This window comes from Vibrio gazogenes (assembly GCF_023920225.1).
Classification (GTDB): Bacteria; Pseudomonadota; Gammaproteobacteria; order Enterobacterales; family Vibrionaceae; genus Vibrio; species Vibrio gazogenes.
The window spans coordinates 1,093,365-1,119,574 of sequence record NZ_CP092588.1 but is presented as its reverse complement, the minus strand read 5'-3'; the positions used below and the strand labels follow the sequence as shown (position 1 = coordinate 1,119,574).

At 46.6% G+C, this 26,210-nt stretch carries 18 protein-coding genes and 1 CRISPR repeat array; of the genes, 7 read left to right on the top strand and 11 right to left on the bottom strand.

What is annotated here, in order from left to right; translation table 11 throughout:
• Positions 1-21: 21 nt before the first annotated feature.
• The 6 genes from MKS89_RS20535 to manD all read right to left on the bottom strand — a co-directional run bounded on the left by MKS89_RS20535 (position 22) and on the right by manD (position 5,864).
• On the bottom strand, positions 22-1,299 hold the full coding sequence (locus MKS89_RS20535) for a TRAP transporter large permease (protein WP_072963233.1): 1,278 nt from the start codon (positions 1,297-1,299) through the stop codon (positions 22-24).
• A complete protein-coding gene (locus MKS89_RS20530; RefSeq protein WP_077316158.1) occupies positions 1,300-1,845 on the bottom strand; it encodes a TRAP transporter small permease in 546 nt (181 codons plus the stop codon). It abuts the gene before it with no gap.
• 51 nt (positions 1,846-1,896) lie between these two features.
• A complete protein-coding gene (locus MKS89_RS20525) occupies positions 1,897-2,859 on the bottom strand; it encodes a TRAP transporter substrate-binding protein (protein WP_072963235.1) in 963 nt (320 codons plus the stop codon).
• Positions 2,860-2,927: 68 nt separating this feature from the next.
• On the bottom strand, positions 2,928-3,941 hold the full coding sequence (locus tag MKS89_RS20520; RefSeq protein WP_072963238.1) for a Zn-dependent oxidoreductase: 1,014 nt from the start codon (positions 3,939-3,941) through the stop codon (positions 2,928-2,930).
• An 8-nt stretch (positions 3,942-3,949) separates the two neighbouring features.
• Entirely contained in the window at positions 3,950-4,636 is a 687-nt protein-coding gene (locus MKS89_RS20515; protein WP_159439551.1) for a FadR/GntR family transcriptional regulator, read from the bottom strand.
• 19 nt (positions 4,637-4,655) lie between these two features.
• Entirely contained in the window at positions 4,656-5,864 is a 1,209-nt protein-coding gene (gene manD / locus MKS89_RS20510; protein ID WP_072963242.1) for a D-mannonate dehydratase ManD, read from the bottom strand.
• Positions 5,865-6,825: 961 nt separating this feature from the next.
• On the opposite strand from manD, the gene MKS89_RS20505 reads away from it, so the two are divergent.
• From MKS89_RS20505 to MKS89_RS20485, 6 genes are all read left to right on the top strand, one after another.
• Entirely contained in the window at positions 6,826-7,038 is a 213-nt protein-coding gene (locus tag MKS89_RS20505) for a hypothetical protein (RefSeq protein ID WP_252518345.1), read from the top strand.
• Between the two features lie 1,446 nt (positions 7,039-8,484).
• Positions 8,485-8,797: direct repeats of the CRISPR family, unit length 35 nt; unit sequence GTCTCAACGGCCTAAACGGCCAGACCTACTGAAAC.
• Between the two features lie 1,217 nt (positions 8,798-10,014).
• Positions 10,015-11,580, top strand: coding sequence for an S-type pyocin domain-containing protein (locus tag MKS89_RS20500; RefSeq protein WP_077316156.1), 1,566 nt, complete (start codon positions 10,015-10,017; stop codon positions 11,578-11,580).
• Positions 11,577-12,065 carry a hypothetical protein gene (locus MKS89_RS20495; protein ID WP_072955125.1) on the top strand — a complete coding sequence of 163 codons (489 nt, stop codon included), beginning with the start codon at positions 11,577-11,579 and terminating at the stop codon, positions 12,063-12,065. The genes MKS89_RS20500 and MKS89_RS20495 overlap by 4 nt, the downstream gene beginning before the upstream one ends.
• Positions 12,066-12,270: 205 nt before the next feature.
• The gene (locus MKS89_RS20490; protein WP_072955127.1) at positions 12,271-13,158 is read left to right on the top strand and encodes a HEPN domain-containing protein; all 888 of its coding nucleotides are present in this window, start codon (positions 12,271-12,273) and stop codon (positions 13,156-13,158) included.
• A 383-nt stretch (positions 13,159-13,541) separates the two neighbouring features.
• Positions 13,542-13,928 (top strand): hypothetical protein, encoded by a 387-nt coding sequence (locus MKS89_RS21055; RefSeq protein WP_423229167.1) that lies wholly within the window; start codon positions 13,542-13,544, stop codon positions 13,926-13,928.
• A 631-nt stretch (positions 13,929-14,559) separates the two neighbouring features.
• Positions 14,560-17,577 (top strand): hypothetical protein, encoded by a 3,018-nt coding sequence (locus MKS89_RS20485; protein WP_072955133.1) that lies wholly within the window; start codon positions 14,560-14,562, stop codon positions 17,575-17,577.
• 428 nt (positions 17,578-18,005) lie between these two features.
• On the opposite strand, the gene MKS89_RS20480 is transcribed toward MKS89_RS20485, so the two are convergent.
• Positions 18,006-18,560 carry a 3'-5' exoribonuclease domain-containing protein gene (locus tag MKS89_RS20480; protein WP_072955136.1) on the bottom strand — a complete coding sequence of 185 codons (555 nt, stop codon included), beginning with the start codon at positions 18,558-18,560 and terminating at the stop codon, positions 18,006-18,008.
• Positions 18,561-18,609: 49 nt separating this feature from the next.
• Here MKS89_RS20480 and MKS89_RS20475 point away from each other — a divergent pair, with 49 nt between their 5' ends.
• Complete coding sequence (locus MKS89_RS20475) at positions 18,610-18,759, top strand: hypothetical protein (protein WP_159439550.1); 150 nt, start codon at positions 18,610-18,612, stop codon at positions 18,757-18,759.
• 332 nt (positions 18,760-19,091) lie between these two features.
• Here MKS89_RS20475 and cas2 read toward each other — a convergent pair whose 3' ends face one another.
• From cas2 to MKS89_RS20455, 4 genes are read right to left on the bottom strand one after another with little or no spacing between them, the layout of a single operon-like run.
• Complete coding sequence (gene cas2, locus MKS89_RS20470) at positions 19,092-19,370, bottom strand: CRISPR-associated endonuclease Cas2 (RefSeq protein ID WP_072955139.1); 279 nt, start codon at positions 19,368-19,370, stop codon at positions 19,092-19,094.
• A gap of 19 nt (positions 19,371-19,389) precedes the next feature.
• Positions 19,390-22,221, bottom strand: a complete 2,832-nt coding sequence (gene cas1, locus MKS89_RS20465; RefSeq protein WP_072955141.1) for a CRISPR-associated endonuclease Cas1 — start codon at positions 22,219-22,221, stop codon at positions 19,390-19,392.
• A 5-nt stretch (positions 22,222-22,226) separates the two neighbouring features.
• Positions 22,227-24,647, bottom strand: coding sequence for a TIGR03986 family type III CRISPR-associated RAMP protein (locus MKS89_RS20460; RefSeq protein WP_072955144.1), 2,421 nt, complete (start codon positions 24,645-24,647; stop codon positions 22,227-22,229).
• A gap of 1 nt (position 24,648) precedes the next feature.
• Positions 24,649-26,205, bottom strand: coding sequence for an RAMP superfamily CRISPR-associated protein (locus tag MKS89_RS20455; protein ID WP_072955147.1), 1,557 nt, complete (start codon positions 26,203-26,205; stop codon positions 24,649-24,651).
• Between the last annotated feature and the right edge of the window lie 5 nt (positions 26,206-26,210).

Sequence of the window (26,210 nt, the reverse complement as noted above, 5' to 3'; positions counted from 1 at the left end):
TGTAAACTCCATGTCCATGGGTTATTGGTAGAACATACCCGGTAACCATAGAGCCACTGCGGGGACATAAGTCACAATCAGCAAAATAATGATGTTACAAATCAAGAATGGCACAATCGCTTTCGCGACTTTCTCCATTGATATTCCGCCAATCGAAGATGCAACAAACAAGCAGACGCCGACGGGTGGTGTGGAGAGGCCAATCATGAGATTGAGGACGGCAATAATGCCAAAATGAACCGGGTTGACGCCCACTGATGTTGCGACGCCCAATAGTGTCGGGAACAGGATGATCAAAGCGGCAATGGTCTCCATAAAGGAGCCAACCAGTAACAACAGTAGGTTGATAATCAACAACACGACGAACTTATTTTCACTCAAATTAAGAATCGCGCTGGCGATCATTTGCGGGATGCGCTCTGAAGTCAGAATCCAGCCGAATACATTGGCAAAACCAACCAGAATTAACAGCGAAGCACTGGTCACCGCTGTTGCAACCAATACACTGGGTACATCACGCCATTTGAGGCCGCGATAGATGTATAACCCGATGATCAATGCATAAAAGGCAGCCACAATCGAAGCTTCGGTCGGGGTAAAGAACCCCCCAATAATCCCAACCAGAATGAGCATCGTTAATGACACGGCCCAACTACTTCTTTTCATTTCAATCAGTAGCTGTTTGAACGTTACTTTTTCTTCTTTTGGATAGTGACGCTTCACCGCCAGAATATAGACCGTAATCATCATGCCAAAGCCAAGCAACAGCCCCGGAATCGCGCCTGCTAAAAACATCTGCCCGACAGAGATCCCCGTTAGAGTACCCACAATAATCATCGGTACGCTCGGCGGAATGATGGGGCCAATTGTTGATGACGCTGCCGTTACCGCCGCAGAGAATGGCGTGTCATAGCCGGCTTTTGACATGCCGGGAATCATCACGCCACCAATGCTGGCCGTATCCGCCACCGCCGTACCCGAGACTCCGCCAAATAGCATCGAACCGGCTACATTGGCCAACCCCAAACCACCTCGTATATGGCCAACCATGGCATTACTCAGATTAATAATCTGTTCCGTAATATTACCGCGATTCATCAGGTTACCCGCGAGAATGAATCCCGGAACACACAATAAGACGAAGCTATCCATCCCCGCATACATCTTTTGCGGAATGACGGTATATGGGATGTCCATTAAGAAAAGGTAACTCATCGATGCCAGTGCCAAGGTGATTGCGATCGGTAAGCCAACGAAGAGTAAAATGAAAAAGGTCGCGAAGAGAATGATTACTTCCATTTACATTGCCTCCGCATTGAAGAAGTGCAAGAGATGTCGGATAAATCCTAGCGCTGAGAAAAACATTAAATTGACCAGTATCAGGACAGTCGAGTAAAAAACATAACTCATTGGGATAAACAGGGTTGGTGAGAGTTGAAACGCTCCGATTTGTGCGAACTGAACCGCAGCAGGATAAAGCACCCAACTAAATATAAAGATGATGGCAGCCACCAACGCACTAAATAGATGTGCATGACGGTTGCTTAATGCATTCACAAGTAGTTCAACCGAGACTAATTCTCCTCGCTTATAAGCAATGCCTACGGATATTGCGACCGTACCGATAAACAGATAGCGAGACAGTTCTTCTGTCCATGCCGGGGGCGTATCTAAAAATAATCGGGCAAAGATTTGTAACAGGACAACACTGCTCAATGCGACTAAGCCTAATGCCGCAAGATAACCTAATAACTTATCGGCGATTGATTCAATACGAACAACCACGGCTAACGCTGACGAGCACCCTTGTTTCTGATTGATTTTACTCACATTCATAACTTCCATACTCTGCTCCGGTTGCACAGATAGGGGGAAGATGATTCTTCCCCCTAGGGATTAAAGCTGTTGAATTTGTTCAAACAGATCGAGGACATCGCCTTTCAAGTTTTTCTTCACGGCAGGAATCGCAATGGCACGGAATTTATCCTGATCGACATCGATGAACTTCATGCCTTTCGCTTTGAGTTCATCCACCAGTTTTGTTTCTGCTTCCGTCGCTAATTTGTGCTCGTATGCTTGCATTTCCACTGCGCTGTCTAGCAGGATTTTTTGTAAATCAGCCGGTAGTTTTTCGAGCTGTCGTTTACCGATTAATACGTATATCCAGCTACGAACGTGCTCCGTTTTGTTCACGTATTTTTGCACTTCAAAGAAGGAAGCACTCTTAATTAAAGACAACGGATTTTCTTGGCCGTCAACGGTGCCTTGTTGGAGTGCCGTAAACACTTCACTAAATGCCATCGGTGTTGGTTTTGCTCCCAAAGCACTCCATGTCGAGACAAAAATTGGCACATTAGGGACACGAATCGTCAGTCCTTTGAGATCAGCAGGCTCTTTCACCGGTTTATTCGATGTCAGGTTCCGGGCGCCGCGCTCAAACCAGGCAATCGGAACTAAACCTGTCCGTTCAGTAATTTGTTTTTCAATCTCTTTCCCGATTTTGCCATTCGCGACTTTTGCCATATGCTCGCTATCACGAATCGCATAAGGTACAGCAAGCAATGCCGCTTCCGGTGCCCAGTTTTGTAAGGTTTCACCACTCATCGTCATATCAACGATGCCCAGTTGGATGCCGCTAATCACGTCACGCTCAGAGCCCAATTGCGAGTTGGGATAAATATCAATATTCAGGCGACCGTTTGATTTTTGATCCACCATGTCTGCAAAGTGTATAAATGCTTTGTTCCAGACATGCGCTTCATTCGCAACATGACCGAGTTTTAAGGTGTAGTCTGCCGCCATGGCAGCAGTGGATAGTATGGAAAGCGCGAGTAGTGACGCTTGCGTAAGTCGTTTCATCGTTATTGCCTCTTATCAGTATTCTTATGTTTTTGTAGGGTTGTGTTTATTTGTAGGGTGGTACTTCGTTAAAAAGCTAATATGATTTTTCGAGACGACTCTGGTGAGGTTTCAAGTTGATGAACCGCAGCAGAGAAATTTTCAAATGCAAATTCATGGCTGACAATGGCTTCCGTATTCAGTTGACCGGCTTCAATCCATGGAATTACTTTCGAAAACATCTTGTTATTCAGCCGAGAGCCCACAATCGTCAGTTCTTTCTTAATCACTTCGATCTGTGCCAGTTCACTCGGTTCGGACAAGAATCCGAGTAGACAAACCGCCCCGGCAGGGGCTGCCAGGCGTAAAATTTGGGGAACTAAAGATGGAATACATGCTGCATCGGCAATTAACGGAACGCCCTCGCCCTGAGTCATTTCCATGATCACCGCTTCAACATCTTGTTGTTTAGAATTGAGAGTATGGGCTGCGCCAAGCTGCTTCGCGATGGCAAGTTTCTCATCCACAATATCAACCACAATCGATGGAATGCCGAGCACTTTGGCAACTTGTACTAACGTCAGTCCAATCACTCCTGCGCCATAGATGAGGATGGTATCCCCATCACATGGACGGAGTCGGTCAAATACATTCGCAGCAATGGTATAGGGTTCGACTAATGCGGCCTGTTTCAGTGGCACCTGTTTTGAAATTTTGTACACATTGCTCGCGGGTACGACTTGGTATTGTGAAAAACCACCATCTCGATGTACCCCAATCACTTGTAGATTGAGGCACGTATTTACTCGACCATGACGGCAGGGCCGGCAATGTCCGCAGCTAATCACCGGGTCAACCACCACATGATCATCGAGCGCAAATTCGCTGACTTTTGAGCCAACAGCGGCAACCGTCCCTGAAAACTCATGACCGCTCGTGCGGGGATAAACGACAAAAGGGTTGTGGCCGTGCAGAATATGCATATCGGAACCACAAATCCCCGCATACGCGACTTTCACTAAAACATCATTGTCACCACATTGAGGGATGGTTTTCTCCGCCATCATAAATTGATTCGGTTCTTGAACAACAAGGGCTTTCATACATTATCCTAAGTAATTTCACATATAACGTTATCAAGGTGCTGTTCCATTGCTTTAAATGCACGCTGTGGATCTCTTGCCTTGATCGCTTCAAATACCCGTCGGTGGTCATCGGCCCAGATACCTCGTTCTGCCGGTTCGCCTGCCATAATATTCAGACGCTCCCACATCTTGCCGCCCATATGATTCTGCATCAGCTCTTTATGGAACTTAATCAGCATCGGGTTACCACTGGCCTGAGCAACCAACGCGTGAAACTGCATATCCGCATCGACCGAGGCACTTTTACGTAAATCGGGACGGGAGAAACGTTTGGCTGCTTCCATCAAAATTAAACACTGTTCCAATTCATCAATCAGTTGATCACTCGCTTTTTCAGCAGCGATAGCAGCTAACTGAGACTCAACCGCCCGACGCGCTTCCGTCACTTCATAAGGGGTGATGTCCGGCAAATCCGTCGGTAGATGCAGCGGTTCATCACGGATGACATATACGCCCGATCCTTTACGGATTTCGGCGACCCCGAGCAGTTCGAGGTAAACCATGGCTTCACGAATGACGGTGCGGCTCACACCCATATCGTCAGACAGTTTTCGTTCAGGAGGAATTCTTTTACCCACTTGAATCGAACCATTTTGAATCTGCTGCAGAATATCTGTAGCCACTTTGATATATAAACGTTCGCTTACCGACACATACGCCTCTCTTATTTGCTTACCACGGATGTAACGTTCCATCCTCTAAGCGGTTTACAGGTAAACTCGCTCTTTTGTAAGGATATTGTGCGGCAAGTTCCTCATTGATGTCTACGCCATGTCCGGGAGCCTCACCAACCAGGAAGGTTCCGTGATCAAACTGATAAGCATGGGTAAATACGGACTCGGTCACCTGACAATGAGGCATATGTTCTTGGATACCGAAGTTATTAATGGCCGTCCCCACATGCAGGGCACATCCCATCGTGATTGGTGATAAATCTGTTGCGCCATGGAAGCCCGTTTTTATCTGATACAACGCGGCAAGGTTGGCAATTTGACGAATGTGGGTAATACCACCCCCATGAACAATCGTGGTTCGAATATAATCAACCAACTGGTTGGTGATCAGATCTTTAATGTCATAGATTGAACTGGTCACTTCACCCACGGCAATCTTCGTGGTGGTGTGCTGACGAATCAGTTTGAATGATTCCTGATTGTCGGTCGGCGTGGGATCTTCCATCCAAAACAAGCGGTATGGTTCCAACATTTTGCCCAAACGGGCGGCCTCAATCGGTGTGAGCCGATGATGCACATCCGTTAGTAACTCAACGCCGTAACCGAATTTTTCTCGTACCGCCTTAAAGACGGTTTCTACACTATTGAGGTACTTTGTGGTATTCCACACCTGTTCTTCCGGTAGGTTGGCATTGGCTGGCTCGTACGCAACGCCTTTCTTGGTGACACCGTAGGTTTTCGCTAATCCGGGCACACCACATTGCACGCGAATAAACTTGTAACCTTTACTTAAAGCGACTTCAAAATCGGCCAATACATCTGCTATCGTCTCGCCATTGACATGGGTATAGACGTTAATGTATTCACGACTTTTACCGCCCAAGAGTTGATATAACGGCATTCCCGCTGCTTTGGCTTTGATATCCCACAGCGCCATATCGACAGCGGCAATCGCAGCCATATCAATCACGCCTTTCTTCCAATAGTAGCCACGGTAGAAAAACTGCCATATATCCTCGATTTGACCAGCATCACGACCAATTAATGAAGGAATCACATACTCCTCCAAGTATTGAGCAACCACGAGCTCACGGCCATTCACGGTTGCATCACCTAAACCATAAATACCTGCATCTGTTTCGATCTTGAGTGTGACAAAATTTCGCCCGGGGCTACAGACGATAACTTTGGCGCTGGTAATGTTCATTGAGGTCTCCTGACGCTAAGAATGTTACTAAGTCTATTTAACCGTTAAAAATTGGTTGTTTTTGTGATCAATATTGAAAAGCCAATAAACCAATAATTGGTCTGTACAGTTTTATCGTTGTGATCACACATTCCAGATGTATAACAGTAAGAAATAGTCGGGCTAATCGACACAACGAGCAGATAACGCTATACCTAGCTGTCATCACACCTAGGCTAGAAGCCAACTTAAGCCTCACATTATCTTTGTCACGATCACGGAGAAAGGGTATGGTATTGATTTACAGACTGAACGTTTGGATGTTCAATACCCATTTATCAAAACTGACCTAGACAATTTTTGGCAGTCGAAGTCAGCAGTCGGGCGTATTGTGTTGGTGCAGTGAACTGTGGTTGCTGAATTGTTATCTTTCCAGCCTCCGGCTCCGGCATTGGAATATGACGCACAATTACGTTTTTCGGTTTCAGAGGCATTGGTGCTCTGTGCGCCAGTTACTCTTGCCAAGATGCAAGAGTAACCAGAAAATCTTTTTTTGTTTGACGGCGTCGCACGTTGTCCAGAACCTGCTTTTACGGGCGTCCTGCCCGGAAAAGCCTAACCATTCATCCTTGAATGGTTTTCTTGGTTGGGTGGTTGATTTGAGTTGGGGGGAATATTCTTAAAAAGTCAATTTGATCACTGAACTCAGGGTGAAAAATCATGGACGATTTTTCAGGATTGCTTGAGCAGGATGCGAATCAATCCGACCCTGATTACACGCGCTGAACTCAAACTTAAGGCACTTTTGGGGACTTTTGCTGCTGGGCAAAAGTCTCTGGGGCGCTTTCGAAGATGCCATTGAAATTGGTAAAAGTAATCGCGCACCAAACCGCTGCACCTCAATTTTTATATTCCCCAGCAATTGGCTCCCAGATTTGACACACAATTGCGTTCCTCAATTTCAGAAGCATCGGTGTCCTGTGTGCCAGTTCATCTTTCAGAGATGAAAGACGAACCAGAAAATCTTTTTTGTTTGACGGCGTCGCACGGTGTCCAGAACCAGCTTTTACGGGCGTCCTGCCCGGAAAAGCTTAATCATTCTTCCATGAATGATTTTCTTGGTTGGGTGGTTGATTTGAGTTGGGTGAAACAACCGGACGGAGAAGCGGTTGCCAAATTTTTCATGCGAGCCTAAACGGCCAGACCTACTGAAACGCCAAGTGGTGGTCATCACCGGCAAAACTTTGAGTCTCAACGGCCTAAACGGCCAGACCTACTGAAACTCACCCCCGTAATGAAAGTTTAAAATCAATCACTTGCAATGCGGTTTTGGATGGCCTCGAGTTATCCACAGATTCACCTGTCAGAACAATGTCAGTAGAATTTATAAGATATCGGGGATTTCTGGCTAATACAATGATTGTATAGCGTTTTTGTGAGCAGCATGACGCAAGCGGAGTGGGGGGCTTGGTGATAGGATGATTGCTTGTGGACAACGTTATTTTTGTCATTTTGAATATGCGATTGGTTGATTTGATTCACAATTGCATATATCACCGTTGGATCCCGGTGATGTTTCTTTACACCTCGTTCCCACGCTCCGCGTGGGAATGCATACCTGACTTAGAAGTGGCAAGCAAAGTTCAACGCTTGTACCACCCCCGGCTATCATCCAGTGCATCATCCGCAATAAGCGATCAGTTTTGGCAGGAAGGCGTACACCCTGAATGAATACAAAGTGGTGAAATGATGCATCAGAAGGTTGAATCGATTCACCAAAACGTTATGTTGATAAAGTGACTCACTGGCGTTATTTCAGTGCTCGTCATTATGAAGGCGAAACAGGACGAATTGATATCTGCCAATCATGGTGATTTTTGGTTCTGTATGTATTCCCACGGAGGACCGTGGGAACAAGGGTTAAAGACGAACCAGAAAATCTTTTTTGTTTGACGGAGTCGCACGTTGTCCAGAACCAGCTTTTACGGGCGTCCTGCCCGGAAAAGCTTAATCATTCTTCCATGAATGATTTTCTTGGTTGGGTGGTTGATTTGAGTTGGGGGGAATATTCTTAAAAAGTCAATTTGATCACTGAACTCAGGGTGAAAAATCATGGACGATTTTTCAGGATTGCCTGAGCAGGATGCGAATCAATCCGACCCTGATTATGTGCGCTGAACTCAAACTCAAGGCACTTTTGGGGACTTTTGCTGCTGGGCAAAAGTCTCTGGGGCGCTTTCGAAGATGCCATTGAAATCGGCAAGAGTAATTGCGCACCAAATCACCACACCTCGATTTTCAACCTTTCCAGCCTCCGGCTCCCAATTTTGACGCACAATCAGGTTCCTCAATTTCAGAAACATCGGTACTCTGTGCGCCAGTTCATCTTTCAGAGATGAAAGACGAACCAGAAAATCTTCTTTGTTTGGCTTGGTCGCACGTTGTCCAGAACCAGCTTTTACGGGCGTCCTGCCCGGAAAAGCCTAATCATTCTTCCATGAATGATTTTCTTGGTTGGGTGGTTGATTTGAGTTGGTGAAACAACCGGACGGAGAAGCGTTTGCCAAATTTTTCATGTGAGTCTCAACGGCCAGACCTACTGAAACACAGGTAATACTTTAGGTGCTGCTTATTTAGAAAAAGTCTCAACGGCCTAAACGGCCAGACCTACTGAAACCCAGAGAAGAAAAGTACATGCATGCTGCAGGCATGGTCTCAACGGCCTAAACGGCCAGACCTACTGAAACTGAGTGTAGCAGAAAAAAAAGCCCGCGTGCGGGCGTCTCAACGGCCTAAACGGCCAGACCTACTGAAACAGTGTTGATTGTATGGCTCATAATGTCCTACATTGTCTCAACGGCCTAAACGGCCAGACCTACTGAAACAGTGTTGATTGTATGGCTCATAATGTCCTACATTGTCTCAACGGCCTAAACGGCCAGACCTACTGAAACTCACCCCCGTAATGAAAGTTTAAAATCAATCACTTGCAATGCGGTTTTGGATGGCCTCGAGTTATCCACAGATTCACCTGTCAGAACAATGTCAGTAGAATTTATAAGATATCGGGAATTTCTGGCTAATACAATGATTGTATAGCGTTTTTGTGAGCAGCATGGCGCAGGCGGTGTGGGGGGCTTGGTGACAGGATGATTGCTTGTGGACAACGTTATTTTTGTCATTTTGAATATGCGATTGGTTGATTTAATTCACAATTGCATATATCACCGTTGGATCCCGGTGATGTTTCTTTGCACCTCGTTCCCACGCTCCGCGTGGGAATGCATACCTGGCTTAGAAGTGGCAAGCAAAGTTCAACGCTTGTACCACCCCGGTTATCATCCAGTGCATCATCCGCAATAAGCGATCAGTTTTGGCAGGAAGGCGTACACCCTGAATGAATACAAAGTGATGGAATGATGCATCAGAAGGTTGAATCGATTCACCAAAACGCTATGTTGATAAAGTGACTCACTGGCGTTATTTCAGTGCTCGTCATTATGAAGGCGAAACAGGACGAATTGATATCTGCCAATCATGGTGATTTTTGGTTCGGTATGTATTCCCACGGAGGACCGTGGGAACAAGGGTTAAAGACGAACCAGAAAATCTTTTTTGTTTGGCGGCGTCGCACGTTGTCCAGAACCAGCTTTTACGGGCGTCCTGCCCGGAAAAGCTTAATCATTCTTCCATGAATGATTTTCTTGGTTGGGTGGTTGATTTGCGTGCGGTGAAACATTCTTAAAAAGTCAATTTGATCACTGAACTCAGGGGGAAAAATCATGGACGATTTTTCAGGATTGCCTGAGCAGGATGCGAATCAATCCGACCCTGATTATGTGCGCTGAACTCAAACTCAAGGCACTTTTGGGGACTTTTGCTGCTGGGCAAAAGTCTCTGGGGCGCAGTCGAAGATGCTAATGAAACAGAGAAACGTAACTGCGTCCCAAACCACAGCACTACCATTTCACATACTAAAATACAATTTAATCACCTCAAGCGAGACTCCCTGTTGCCCCCATTCCAAAAATCACCTTTCCCTTAAATTTGAGTATGCTTTATAAATTCGTTTGAATATAATTGTTGGCTTATATGAGAATGTTTCTATCAATAAACGAGCATCAACCAGCATTCACCAATAAAAACAATCACGGCTCAGCCAACAACGTCAATGAACTATCAAACCATTCAAATACACAACCTGATGCGTTATGAGTTTGCTCAAGTTGAAGGGGATTTTGCCGCCTTACGTGAGTCAGATGTGAAATCCGTTATCCCTGCCGGAATGCGCTTTGCCGATTTTCTTGAACAGCTGCGTAGCGGTCATCAGGTATTGCTGACTGATGTGCCATCGATTCCTTTGCTGATTCGAGATCGGGATGAGTGGGGCAATCAATACTGGCGAGTCAATCCCGATATTGAGCCTCAGCTCGACGGGCTGGCTAACAAGGCTTATACCGCCAGAGTTGAACTGGTCAATCATGGTATTGGTTCGACTTATCCCGGCAATGTGAATGCTTCTGTGTATACCGAGCCTTATGTTGAACGTGAACCTGTGAAGCTGAGTTTACAACAGCGGTTGCTCCGCCAGCGTCAGGAGCGATTACAGGCGCTGGATAAAATCCCATTGCCTTCATCCGCATGGCAGGATGCTTTTAATAAGCCGCCCGTCAGTCCTTCCCGTTTTGCCAAATCTGCTCTGGTGCCGAGTGGTACGTGTGACATCGGTACACGAAGAGAGCCGCTTTCTGCGCTGGGGGATTATGCGGCTTATACACTTGCTGTCGGGCAGGGGATTAGTGCTGCTTCTGAAGAAGTTTTTTTAACGCGTATTGGTGGTACGGCATTGGCAGAGTTGCCGGGAATGGCGATGAAAATCGTCGGGCAAGCTGGCATTCTAGCGGTATTTGTGCCTAACAAATTAGCGGACAGTACGCTCTACAGTGCAGCCGATATTCGCAATAGAGATATGGTTGAAACCAATATACGCTTAGGGTTCAATGCGGCAGGGCAAATTTATGGCTATCACGTCAATGGGACGAATATCCCTAAGCGTGAGGTCAAACGGGTCGGTGAGCGGTTTGTCGTCGAGTTAGAGCCGGATGTCACCATTGAATGGGTGCCGATCAGTGGCGATTTTGGCGGTAAACCAATCTTAGTTAATCCCATTCCGGAGATGGAAAAGTACGATATCTGGATCCATCCAGAAGCGGAGCAAGGCCAAGAATTTGATAATACCTATATTACCCCAATTGCTGATGCGGTTCTGCAAGACTATATTTTGACCTTTCCGGCAGAGACTGGATTACCACCGTTGTATGTGGTGTATAATTTGACACCTAAAACGCGATTACCACGAACGAATGGACGGTGGATTCAAGGTGTGCCCGGTAATGGGCTATGGCAGTCTGATTTAGATGTAGTTAACAGAGTAACCAACGGTGAGGCAATCCCCTTTAAAAATGGGAGACCGATTTTTGATAAATGGTCAAAAGGTCGTCTTATCTTTGAAAATGGCGTGTTAGACGGGACGAAAGACGATTTCACTAGAGTTTATGATGAAATAGCAAACGCTAAAAATCTTTCCAGTAGTCATGCAGCAAAAAACCTTTTGAGAGATAAAGGATTAACACCTCATCATCATACTTTAACTGAAATACAGCTTATTCCGACGGACTTACATAGTAATATTCCACATATTGGTTCAGCATCAGACATGAGGTCACATAACAAATGATCAACATAGAGAAAAAACTTCAAGAACTCAATGTGATACTAGCTATTGAAGAGGTAAATACCGCGCTTCCACCTATGCCATCTAGTGCGAGTCATATTGTTCGCCACTACAAGAGATCAGTTCTTTTTTCTGAAAATGTGATTTTTAAACCGCAGTACAAAACGAGTTTAGAAGGCAGGAATGGAGATCTGTCATTAGAGGTTCTGTGGGGAATAGAAGATAGTCCTTTTAACATCGAGAAAGCCAACCAAAGTTTGAAAAATTTAGAAGCAGAGAGTGACCTTTACTCAATTGGTGGTAGTTCTGGAAGTAATCATATTTGTGTATCAACGGATGACAATGCCATTTATTTGTTCACGAATGGTATTGATATGACAAGGTTTAAATTATTTGATCATGCTGATGATTTTTTTAATGCCCTGACAATTGAAAAAAACAGTGGTTCTGACAACTCTCAAGCGGTCTCTGTTCAATTGGATTTCTAGACCTAGTCAGCTTGCGGAGGCTGTTCATTCTTTGTGTCATGCCTCGAAGCTGGAAGCGGAGAGAATCATAGAGGCGAAGAATAAAAAAGAACCGCGTCGCATTTTACCTTTGAGCCGTGCTAAAACCATGATAAACGGTGTTTTTTGCTGAGAGCTTCTTTTATGCTAGCGCTATTCATCCACAACGAGCCTCAATGCTGCGATTATGAAAACATCCCTCGACCATCTGCCCGAATATAAACAGCGTGAGCTGGCGGACATCTCAACCATTCTGCGTGACACGTTAGACGATTACTTGCAAGGCAAAACGGGCAGTAAAAGTGAGTTTCGCATTCTGAAAATCATCTTGTTTGGCAGCCATGCCAAAGGGCGTTGGGTCAAGGATCCGGTTAACGGCTATATCAGTGATTACGATATTCTGGTGATCGTCAATAAAGCGGCTTTGGTCGAGGATTATGTGGTCTGGCAGCGGGCCGAAGAGCAGATTGATCGCAAAGTGAAATCCGCACCGCTGGGGTTGATTGTCCACGATTTGAACGAAGTGAATGGGCGCTTGCAACAGGGTCACTATTTTTTTAAGGATATCCGCGAAGAGGGTATTGAACTGTTTGCCGCCACGCCGAAACCACTGGCGGAGCCGGGTGATCTGAGTGAGGAAGAAAAACGGGAAATTGCCCGCAAGCATTATGAGCAGTGGTTCAGCAGTGCTTCCCATTCACTGAAGAAATTCTATTTTTCCTTAAAGGAGCTGACTTTGAGTGAAGCTTCTTTCGATCTTCATCAGGCAACAGAGCGTCTTTTGGCCTGTACATTGCTGACTTGTACTAACTACCTGCCGAAATCCCACAATATCGAGAAGCTCGGCAACTTGTGTGCACAGATAGATCCGGCTTTTGCTGATATTTTCCCGATGGACAATAAGTTCCACCGCCGCAGTTTTCGCCGCCTGCAACGAGCCTATATTGATGCGCGCTATTCCGCCCATTACGAAATCACCGAAGAAGAGTTGAATTATTTGGTGGCAGAGGTGCAGCGGTTACAGGGATTAACCGAACAGGTTTGTCGGGGGAGGATCGGGGCTGAGCACCCCTGAGGGCTGTATCTTTACTTTGATTTTTCCAGCCTCCGGCTCCGAAATTTGACGCACAACCAGATTCCTCAATTTCAGAAACTGCGGTGCTCTGTGCGCCAGTTCATCTTTCAGAGATGAAAGACGAACCAGAAAATCTTTTTTGTTTGACTTGGTCGCACGGTGTCCAGAACCAGCTTTTACGGGCGTCCTGCCCGGAAAAGCCTAACCATTCTTCCTTGAATGGTTTTCTTAGTTGGGTGGTTGATTTGAGTTGGGGGAAATATTTTTAAAGCCAAATTGATCGATGATCTCAGGGTGAAAAATCATGGACGATTTTTCAGGATTGCTTGAGCAGGATGCGAATCAATCCGACCCGGCCAGCGCCCACGAACTAAACCGTTCTTTTGGGTACTTTTGGAACGCCAAAAGTATCTGGGGCGCGTGCATCAGATGCCGCAGAAATTAATAAACTCATTGCGCACCAAACAACAGCGACACAATATTCATCTCCCCAGCCTTCGGCCCCGAAATTTGACGCACAATCAGGTTTCTCAATTTCAGAAACTGCGGTGCTCTGTGCGCCAGTTCATCTTTCAGAGATGAAAGACGAACCAGAAAATCTTTTTTGTTTGACTTGGTCGCACGGTGTCCAGAACCAGCTTTTACGGGCGTCCTGCCCGGAAAAGCCTAACCATTCATCCTTGAATGGTTTTCTTGGTTGGGTGGTTGATTTGAATTGGGTGAAACAACCGGACGGAGAAGCGGTTGCCAAATTTTTCATGCGAGCCTAAACGGCCAGACCTACTGAAACAGGAAGCTTTGTTATCTAAAAATCTAGCAGGTTTACCGTCTCAACGGCCTAACCTACTGAAACAAAGATGCACGAACCCCAATTGAAGAAGTAAGGTCTCAACGGCCTAAACGGCCAGACCTACTGAAACGAAGCTTTGGCCTAATGGTGTAGGGAGTAAAAGTAAGTCTCAACGGCCTAAACGGCCAGACCTACTGAAACTGATCTAGTTCGTGATACATCTGAAGAGTTAGCCGTCTCAACGGCCTAAACGGCCAGACCTACTGAAACCCACCCCCGTAATGAAAGTTTAAAATCAATCACTTGCAATGCGGTTTTGGATGGCCTCGAGTTATCCACAGATTCACCTGTCAGAACAATGTCAGTAGAATTTATAAGATATCGGGAATTTCTGGCTAATACAATGATTGTATAGCGTTTTTGTGAGCAGCATGGCGCAGGCGGTGTGGGGGTCTTGGTGACAGGATGATTGCTTGTGGACAACGTTATTTTTGTCATTTTGAATATGCGATTGGTTGATTTAATTCACAATTGCATATATCACCGTTGGATCCCGGTGATGTTTCTTTGCATGATAGAAAATAATCTTCTGCTCTTGCTAAGGATAGCTAATGAACCCTCGCTATACCCTGATTGCTCCGATGGACACACTCACCGGAGTCGATTTATTTGATATTGCATTAACGCAAGCATGGCCGATTCAGTGTTTCGGCGTATTCGATGGCTGGCATGCCTCTCTGAATCATTGCAACCTTTATCCGGTTGAAGCCGAGACAGTTACGAAGTTAAAAGAGATTCGGCAAAAGGGCTGGCCGGGGGGAGGGAAAGACTTTGCTAAATTTGCTCATTTAAATCCTCAGCCTGCCAGTCAGTTTGATATCAGCCAACTGGCTGAAACGGTTTATATTGCCAACCTGCCCGGTGAGGTGTTCCGCCAGCAACTCAGACAAGCCGGGAAAACCGTGATTGAGTTGCAGGAAGCGGAACTGGAAAGCTTTGCCGAGCGGTTTGGTGTGACACTGAATCCTGCACAGCAGGCTCGGGCAATCTATCACCGGGATTATCTGCCGGGGCTGACTGCGAATGGCATTGCTTACGGACAAAAAAATAGCGGATCAGGCGACGCAGCAGATGTGTTGACAATCAGCTACCATGCTATTCGCGAGCAGGAAAACAATCTTGAAGGAACGACTGAATTATGGTCAGAACTCACAGAACCGGGTGAGGATAAAGAGTTATGGGAGATTTGTATCCGGGATTTGATTGATCTTGATTTGGTGCTGGCGCCGGAAAAATACCGCCCGGTCTTAATGTCATTCCTGAATGAACCCTTCTTCTGTCAAACTGATGACGGTGGAGATTATCAGAAGAAAGCAAGCTCATTCGAGCCATTGTCAATTAAACCGAAATTAGTGCTGTATTTTCAGGGAGAAGCCGCATTAACCACGTATCTTCATGCCAGTGATTTTATTGAAAAGGGTCACCGGAGTGCCGCTCAAATCACCACGATCGAGTTTGTCTGTCATAGAGAACAGTCTGCCCAGTTAGATACCATTATCCACGATGATCAGTGGCGTCATTTATTCACCTTCACACTGAATCGCGGTAAGTACACGACCTATTTCAAAGCAACACTGAAACAGCGTGATACCGTCAATGGTCCGGCTGTCGAAAAACTGGTCAATCATCTGCTGACCATGCAACTGCTCTATGGTCGCCCGCTGCGACATTATGGCTGTACTTTCTTTTTGCCGTTTGAGATGAAGTCGGAATCTGAAGTGACGTTACGCTCTGCGCTGAAGTTGAGAGACTATCAGTCTATTCTCCGTGAAAGTGACGAAAAAGTGGATGAGTTGACCGACATCGAGCGGACGGCCTATCTTTACTTTGACCCTGAGATTCGGGAACGAATCTATAATTTCTCCGCCAATCCACCAACAGATAAAGCCCTATTGCTAGAGGAATACGATGTATCCCAGTGGCAGTATTGGGCGTTAACCAAAGTCCGTAACTATGACACATTAAATCAACGAATAGAGCGGAAAGATGCCGCCATTCATGCAGATGAAACATTATGGCAGTTACGTGGTGAAATTAAGAAAGTCCGGCTCTATAAATTTTACAATGATGTGTTGTTGCTGGGTGTTACCGTATTCAATGATTTTTCAGAACTGAAAAAAGAAGATGAAGGCAAAAACAAAGGCATCAGTTGTTTTACCGATGACGATCATTGGTGGTTATCACTGATATTTTCCGATGACGAAACGTTTGCTCATATTCAAAACACATTTGCCGGGCGCTGGCTCGAATATACGCAGAAAATCCGCGAAATTCATCCCGGTTTTGCTTTACGTGGACACGATATCAAAGATGATAAAGCTCATTTTCAGTACCGGCTGGTTGCAGCCGATGATGGTGGGTGTGAGCGAGATGCCAAAGATAAAAAAACGTTGTGTAAGCGCGTTGCACTATATCATGAGCTTTATGAGCAGGGGCAGAACAAGCTTCCGGATGATATTGAAGCGTTATTTAACAGTTTTTTTGAGACGGATAAACAGAGAGAAAAACGGCATCCCTTGATTGATAACCGGATGTTCGTCAATGTCAGTTATGCGCAAGCCGGGCAGCCGAACCTTCACCGGCAAGGAGAACAGAGACTCCGCGATTTTCTTGCGCTGGCAGCCTATGTTGATAGTAAAACACAGACAATTGATCCCCATGAAACTCGGGCCTATGACCAGAAATTTACGGACAAGCTATTGGCAGCACAGACTTATACGCGTTGGGGTGATTTCGGGTCGCTCTATGTCTATACCGATTATTCCAATGTGTACGTCGGTCATGGTTTTTATTTCAGTGATGTTATCGGCCCCGAACATGTCTTTTATAACTATGAACGGATGCTGGTATTTGCACTGTTCTATCATATGTCCTTACATCACTATAGTCGGAAGATAAGTGAAGCCTCGCATCTGTTATTAGAAAAAAACGGCAGTGGACTGAATGCTCAGCATCTGGATAAATTTCAGTCGATCAAACGGGATTTTATCCAGTTCACCAACTACTTTTGGTTTGAGAAGCTGACCGAGCAGATTCAGGGAAAAGAGATTTTTGCCCTCCAGGTGAACGGGCTGCAACTGAAAAAAGAGTATCAGTTGATCGAGCAGGAGATTGAGACGACGGACCAGTTTGTGCTGGCTCGTCATGAAAGTCGGCAGACCGAAGCCGGGTTGCGTTTTACTCGCATTGCAGGAGTGTTAACTGTCGGACTGTTTATTTCCGAAGGTGGTAAGCTCATGTTGGAGGGGATGAAGGCATCGATGGATTCCACTTCCTTATCAGCGCATTACCAGCTGTTTGGCTACCTGCTGTGGACTGGTATTTTTATCTATGGCATGTATGAGTGGATATCATGGCGGATGTTGCTCCCACATTGGGAAACCTGCTGGAAGAAAACCTGTTCGCTGTTGAAAAAGGGTTATGTGGGGTTAAGAAAGTCTCGTTGTTTTACGACTAAAGGTATCAGCCAAATTATTGTGGGTTTTCTGGGGTTGGGGATTTTACTTTCTCCACCATTCAGACAGCAGCTTCATACGTGGTTATTATGCCTTTGGCAGCTATTACAGTGATCATTTTACATTAATACGGTGTTGACCAAAAATCCCCTCAATGAGTATTCATTGAGGGGATTTTGTATATTCAACGGCCTAAACGGCCAGACCTACTGAAACTACAGGAGTGGTCATTAGCAAAAGATTACCTTATGGTCTCAACGGCCTAAACGGCCAGACCTACTGAAACTCACCCCCGTAATGAAAGTTTAAAATCAATCACTTGCAATGCGGTTTTGGATGGCCTCAAGTTATCCACAGATTCACCTGTCAGAACAATGTCAGTAGAATTTTTAACATATCGGAAATTTTCGGCTAACACAATGATTGCATAGCATTTTTGTGAGCGAAATGATTCAACGGTTGATTTGAATTGCGTGACACTGAAAAGCCAACTTGACCGATGTACTCTGGGTAAAAGGTCCGGGAGGATTATCTGATATCCGTCACAATTGTTGCTGTGGCCGAAAGCGCTGCACACAAGCCCGCAGCAGGTAGGCATCATACATTGCATTGTGCTGATGTCCCTGAGGATGCTGGTCAGCAGGAAGTAATGTCGCCCGAGAGATGAGAGGGTCGATATCGTGACAGGTCAGTAGCGTTGCCAGATCATGAACGATATAGCTAAGCGGTTGCGGCAGATGCATAGAGCCACCGAATAGTTGACAGAACAGCACCCAGTCATAGGCCGGACAATCGGCCCACATTTCGATGTGATCATATGCCATCAGCCATTCACGTAGCGCGGCAACAATGTTAGCCGCTGGCGCAAACAGCCATGTTTTCTCGGCTGAGATAATCACTTCAGGCTGACTTTCCGGGTGATTCAGCCAGTGCATGTGGCGAATCACATGTTTTTCAAGCCATGGGTCAACGCTTTGACCATGCCGTTCGGTAAATTCAGCGTAAAACTCCCGCCCGTTCTCATCAAGGAGCGCCAGACTCAGTAATTCGGTGTGTTGGGTCAGGCCGGTGAATTCTGTGTCTAAGAAGATTCTCATGCGGTATGTCTCGTGATGGTGTGATGATGCGGTCAAGTTACGAAAGGTTGTGGCAAATAGCAAGGGCTCTGGTTCGCGGGTGCCGGGGTTTGCGATGGATGGTGTATTTAGCCGTGTGTTTTATCTGATGGCTGCTCAGTATCACGGGGTTCAGTCAGTTGAACCCCGCCACGACGGCCTAAACGGCCAGACCTACTGAAACGTTTAGCGACTTCGACATACTTGCTTGTGCAAGTGGTCTCAACGGCCTAAACGGCCAGACCTACTGAAACAACGACAAGTTGACGAATTGTTGTTGCAACAACAAAGTCTCAACGGCCTAAACGGCCAGACCTACTGAAACTCACCCCCGTAATGAAAGTTTAAAATCAATCACTTGCAATGCGGTTTTGGATGGCCTCAAGTTATCCACAGATTCACCTGTCAGGACAATGTCAGTAGAATTTTCAGGTTATCGGAAATCGCTGCTTAACACAATGATTGTGAACCGTTTTTGTGAACTGAATTGTTAAAGAGCCGTGAGCAGTTTGATTATAGAATTTCAGCCTGTGGAAAAGTTGCGATTGAGTTACCATGAATGTCAAATGAGCCTTTTCTGGCATCATAGGGGAGCCAGTAAAAACGCAGGCTGTCGGTTGGTTCTACATATTTTTGACACCGTTTTTTCAATTCGTCCAGCGCTTTGTCGTGGCGCAGAGTGATTTCAAAAACGGAATATTGCACCCGTTCGCTATAGCTGAGTAATAAGTTACTCAGCCGACGGCGTTTCTTATCATCTTCGATGTCAAAACATGCCAGATAAACTTTCATCGTGCAGCTCCTCGTCTGGTTATGTCGGTGTCCAAGGGTGGAACGGGGTATTCAATTTAATGGCGATCTGCACCTCGCGGGATTGTTGCAAGATCGCATCCAATAGCCGTTGATTGGTTTTCGGATTGGGCTGAGTCAGGGCAGACATCAGCGCCGTCAGCAGTGTTTTACGGGTTTGACGGGACATTTCACAGCCTTGTGGGGTGATGGTGAAATCATCCGGTGTGATTTGCCCTTTGTTAATCAGTGTCAGCACAGTCCGTTCAACAATCACCCGAAACGGCTCCATCAGATCGGAAGCCAGCGTTTTGTGCGCGCCGTGATTTTGGTGATAAAAACCAACCCACGGACACAGACCACAGCTCTGGATAAGCGCATCGGTTAAATGATACAAATGCGTATAGCCGAGAGAGAGCAGCGCGTTCACCGGATCTTTCGGCGGGCGTTTGTTGCGCCCGTCAAATTGCCATTGCGGATCTAAATGCTGGCGGAAAAACGCCCACAAATGTTTGGCGGCTTCACCTTCATAGCCCCGAATGGTATCAATTGCTTCGCAGCGGTGAATTCTGGCTTTGATTCGCTTGAGACGTTCCAACCCCGGCCAGTCTGGTTGACGGTTGTGGATGAGACTCAGATGGCCGCTGATTTTTGCCAGTACCAGATTCCGAGTCATGCTGAGGACAAATTCCGGCTGTTGAAACTGGGCGATTTGATGTAACCATGATTGATGTCCCTGATGCGGTTTTCCTGCACAACTGACGCCTTCGTAACTGCCGAAACGAGATGCAAAATGAACGGGAATCGTATGACGCATGGCTTCCCGTAAGGCTGGTGTTGTGATGTGGTGTGGGCCGATCAGCAGAATACCTTCCAGTTCATGCCAACTGTAATAGTTGTCATTTTCTTCCTGAGTGACTTTTAAACGCTGATGTTCACAGTTCAGGTAAGCCACATCACCGGCAATGATCAGAAAGGTGCCGAACTGCTGACGCTCACCGATGACTGCTGCCGTGCGTTGTTGCTGTTGGCGGAGCTGGTGGATATGTCCGGGGCTGGCTTCCTCAACTGCCTGCTGTTCATCCCGGTAGGCCGTAGCGGTCTCAATGGCATAGCCATCGATAAACAGAAAGCCGAGATAGCGAAACCCCTGAGTTGCTTCCACAATACGGGTTTTGCTGGCTTTAATGGTGAGCCCGTGTTCCTGTAACGAAGCGGTGACCTGAGGCAACGCCTGTTCAGCAGCCTGACGGGTTTTAAACAGCAACACAAAATCATCAGCATAGCGTACCAGACGGTAATCGAGCGCCAGCATATCACCGTCGAAATCATCTAAAATCAGGTTGGCCAGCAGCGGGCTGACGGGTGCTCCCTGTGGTAAACCCTGCCGACGCTGTTGGGTGTCACCGCTTTCGGTATAAGCCGGAGCCGTGACCCATTGCATCAGCAGTTCGGTTAATGGTTCGTGAGGGAACAGCAGTTGTAACCGGGTGGCAAGGTTTTCCCAGTCGACACTGTCAAAGAAGCTATCGACGTCGCTTTCCAGTACCCAACAATATCCGGCCTGAATATGGCGGTTGATTTCATCGCGGGCCTGAAAGCGTGACATGCCACGACGATAGCCGTAACTGTGCGGTTTCCACAATTGGTCGAGCGTTTCACTGAAACGCTGACAGACCGCTTTTTGTAGTACCCGATCCTGCCAGGGCGGAATCGAAAGCTTACGGATGCCACCATCTGGTTTGTCTATCTCGACCGGTTGGAGTGGCGGAGCCTGATAGCGACCTTCGATGATCAGATCGGCTTTGGCTCGGATCTGTTCCAGATGTCCGGCCTGTTGTTCTGCGGTGACGGAGGTCTCGCAGCTGTCTTCCAGTGCTTGTCTGAGATCCGGCTCGGTCAGATATTGAGGCAGTAGTGCATGAGCTGCGGTGCTGAAGCGGCTGTCTGTCATGCCATCTGGTGTGAACAGGCGGTAACGCCCCAGCCCGAAGGCCCGGCTCTGACCGATCCCGATCCACTGACCGAGAATCAGTAACGCCATCAGCCAGCGTGGTAAGGTTTGATGTTCTCCCAATCGGGCCTGAAACAGGGCACCACTCATATCTTTACGTCCGCTGGCTTTTGTTGCCGACGGCTGACGGCCATACTGATGGCCGACCCAGATACTGAGCTGTGGTGTGAGTTGCAGTGAATGCGCTTCATCACGACTATAACGGATACCGGACTGATGCTGAATGAGCTGAATAAAGGTATCTTGCAGGCGCTGAAGCAGTCGTTGTGGGGTGAAATCGGCTTTATCCCGACAGTAACGATGCTTCCCGGTGGCATCTTTATCCGCGGTTTTCAGTCGCATCGGTGCCATACTGCGCAAAATGCAGCCCGGTTGTTGTTGCCACCATTCGGTGGCTTCTGCCAGTTGTTCAAGTTGATATGGTGTACAGTCGAGCAGATGAGCAACCGGGTGACCGGACAAGCAACAATGGATACTGTGCAGTGTCAGATTATGGTGGAAGAGGGCATCCTGCGGTAATCGTTCTGCACTGTCCGGTAGCGCAGATAGGCGCTCGATCAGGGTTTGCAATAGTGCGCCGCCATTGGCCAGTGCCGTGATCTGAAAGCGGTAAAAGTCCCCGGGCTGATAATGAATGTGGCCGTTTTCCAGCGGCTGAACGGCAATAAAATCGCTGAAGCCTTGCGGGCTGCCGCACAGATTGCGCACCCATGCATGCAGCGGTACATGATGCATAAAGGTCAGGTTGATTGTCTCGGTCAGCCGCAGACAGACGCAAATGCTGCGCAGCGGGAGCAGCGCAGCAATAGGCTCAATGGTGTTGAGGGGTGGGTTGGTCATCGTTTTTACCTATTATTTGCTCCTTTAGCCGGACGATTTCGATTCAACGGCTGAATTTTTCCGTCTTCAGATAACCGTCCTAACGCCTGATAGTTCCGATTGTTTTTGTCATCGTTGTTGGCAAACCATTTAAAGGCTTCGTCTTGATTCCCCTGTTCTAATGGGTAGTGAATTGAATACTCGAAATTGTTTTCATCGGCCAATGCCATGACTTGGTTCAGGGCTGTGGAGTCAATGAAAGAGTTTTCTATTTGGAGTGAAGTTTGTTCAACCAAGCTATTATCCTCGTTTAGCTTGTTGATCAACTGTTGTAATGCTGGGTTGGGTACTTTTTGCAGATAGTTCGTCAGATAATTGAGCTGAGTTTGAGTGGGTTGATAATCTTTCAATACCTGACTGTACACCGGCTGTGAATCTAAACTGCGATAGCGTTGGTGCGGGTCTTTAAGAAAAACGCCAAGCACATCAAGTTGAACTTTACCGAAGCCATAAGGTTTGCCCATCCCGAGTTGCTGATTGAAAACATGCTGATCGGTACGGTGTTTGCCGGCTCCGGTTGAGGTGATCAGTAAATCCAGTTCTTCATGGGTCAGATTATCGAACTCGATACAAAAACCAAACGGGGGTTGATCCGGCGTTTCTGAATCCACAGACAGTGCCTCAGCCATGGTGATCATATCTTGAGAACCATGGTTCTCTGCGTGGGCATTTTTATGTTGCAGATAACGTTTACGACCATTGAGTTGAAACTTCTTGGCAGGATTGTATAGATCCGTTTTTTTTAACTCAGTTTCATCGCCAGACACCATATACATGGAAGCACTGGGAGGATTAGGTGTTGATAGTGTTAGTGATGTGCGATCCTCTTTTTTGATTGGCTGGAAAGTCTGGCATTTTAAATCTTTTAATGGGATGGCATCATAAAAACGTACTCGGGAAGCGAGATTATCGGAGCTCTGTTCATTGTTGCCTGAAGTTTTGGTTTGAGTTTCAATGACACCAAATAATTGCTCTGCGGGAGTGAGTTTTGCTTGCTCTCCATCCCGGGGAGAAACACCCCATGGTAGGTAACGGGATTGATTCCCCTGCCGCATGATTTCATAAGTTGACGAACGCTTTTCCTTTCCTTCATCATCAATTTCTTGGCTAATGGTGTGAGCCACTTCTTTTCGCCAAATTTGAGAGAAGGATAGTTCGGTGACTAGAGCGTTCTGCCTATCAATTTTAAAATAATAAATATCGCCTTCAGTTACCTTATACCATTCTTTCTCTTTCTTATGTTTTTTCCAATTCTCGGGAAGTAAGGTGGAATTTTTCTGCTGCTCTAATAACGATTCTAATTCTTTAATTGCATCTTCTTTAATTGAAAATGAAGTAGTTTCGTTTAGTTTTTTTTCATTAAATGGAATTAGGAATTCATATTCTTTGGTGCTTGCTAATCGTTTTTCTCGATCAGTAATATCACCTTTGCAATACATAATGTTCTGAGAAAAATATTTTCCATTTAAGTTGTTTTTATTTAAGAATTCTTTGAATTCTTTTGGTGTTCCATAAAATGCATCCTTGGACATTTCAGGTGTTACTAAGCGACCTTTTAGAAGGTAACAGTTATGTGTTATTTGGTCTACTTTGTATGATTTACCTTCAGTAGATAGTGGCTCGTCTATATCAGTGAAAGGCAAATTCTCTCTAAGGTAAATGTATTTAGGGTCTGGATCTTTTCCATGGAAGCATGAAATAGGAATTTGCATTTTTTGAAAGAAATTATCTTTTCTGGGTGTTACAGCTTTTACTATTTTTCCATTGATTAGAACGTTTTCTTTTCTATAGACTGATACATAATTAACTAAAAAGTCCTCCCAGTCATCTGTTCTCTGATAAAAGCATTCATCATATGGTATATCATTTTTATTACATTGATAAAAAGTTGGTTGGTTATAAGCTCGTAGCGTTCCAATATTCAATGGTTTCAATTTTAGCTCATTGTCTTCTTTTACAATGAGACCCAAAGTAGAGAATGTAGATATATTTGCCGCAGCCCGCACCGAATAATACTCATCTCCTAACACTCGCATCGCAGAATCACTGATAATTTCTGCTGTGCTGGCGATCATGCCGCGCAGACTATTACCGGGAATGCCGAGCTGCCGGGGGCTGTCGAGCCGTCCGGCCGGATGACTGCGATAGAATTCAACATATCTATTCTGCTCGTCTCCTTGCCTGTCCCCACCGACAATTAAATCACTTTTATTGGTCAGTGCGACATAAATCGCACCGCTGAGGGTGTTTTTCTCCCAGCGGTCATGGGTAATGTGTTCTCCCTCTCCGTTAGCAATCTCTTGATAGGCTTTATCTGTGGCAGGGTTTTCCTTGGCGGTGCCGGCAAACGGAATAAAATGATATGGGTTATAGAATTGATCGCTCATGTCAGTTGGCCTCCGTGCCGGATGTTGTTGAATGAGTGTTTTCATCAAGTTTGTGATGAAGTGCTGTGGTGAGTTGGTTGAAATCAGGGAATGGCTGAGATTGCCAGAATGTGCGGAATGCTTCCCAGTCGGTGAGCATGTTGCTGGCCGTGCTGGTCAGACCTGGTTGGCTGAATGGCTGAAACTGTATAGAGGCGGCGGCTTTGCCGAATCCTTTGGCCTGATAAGCGCCAAAACGCAGCTCACCGTCCAGCAGATCTCGCAGCAGCAGTAATAGTACCGCCAGTTCGGCATGATGCGCTTGATCCAAAAGCCGCGGATGCAGGCGGATTTGGCCCGCATAGTGCGTGACCGCATGTTTTTCGACCCAGTAATTGCCCCCGGCAACGGTATCGCTTTGGGTCCCGCCTTTGACGCCACCGGTAAAACGGTCAATGGCAATAAAAGGTTGATCCATGCGGTTATTTTGGGCTGCGATAAAATCGGTCAACTGAAAATTGGCAGCCTGTTCCGTGCCGCCAAGCAGTTGTCTGAGCCGCGCTGTGGCATCTTTCGCAGCCTGTTCGCCGTGCAGGTCACTGAAGGTGTTGAGAATGCGCTGGGCCTGATGACGCAATACCCCCCGCATACTGGTGGCCGGAATGACCGGATGCCCCTGTTTGTTTTTTACCGCGACGATGACTTCGTGTGTACCTTGCGGTTTTGGCTTACCTTCGCGCTTATCGGCGATTTTCTTGCCTTGGTCATCATGGTATTCAATGTGATCGCAACCGACAAAAATCGGGGACAGCGGCATCAGATTCAAATCAAGCGTCAGGTAATCATCTGCAACGCTGAATGTTGCTGCTGGGGTGTCGAATGATGTCGGCTCTGGCGCATGAGTACCCGGGGTCCGGAGCCAGTCAAGGTAGGCGGTTTTGGTCAGCCCGGTAAACCGGAGATTGTCAATCTTGAACAAACCGGCGTTGTTATTGGTGTTGCGCCCCAGCCGTGCCTTTTCATCGCCCCATATGGTGAGAAAACCAGCCAGTTGCCGGAGTTGTACGTCTGTCGCGCTATCAATCTGGAGTTGAAGGGTAAATTGAGTACCGGGAGGTGCATATTCCTGATTGAACAGATGTTTGTCTTGGGCGGCTCCGGTGACGGGGTCAATACTGTTGCGGGTGACGGACGATATAGTTCGGCTGGGTGCCGTGGCGTTGAGAAAGCGCACCTGACCGCCGGTGCTGGCCTTTCGAGTCTCTTGCCCTCGGTGATTATTTGCGTTTTTCTCAAGGGTTTCTGCTACTTCTTTACCGAATAGCCAGCTCAAATCTGGTGTCTGGTGGTGTTCATCCTGTAACCGTCGGCTGAAAGCCAGTGCATTCCCTTTGAGTGTTGAACCGGGAATATAGAGCTGATCAGATGCATCGATACAGATCTGAATGTAATTTTGGGATTTGTTGCTATTCTCTGCTGACTCTGGGGTGTTACGTGCCCCGAATTCACCATTGCCGATTGTCAGCGCGGTGGTGTTCTCCAGCGTGGCGGTGAGGGTGATGTGATAATAATCGCTCATGAAAT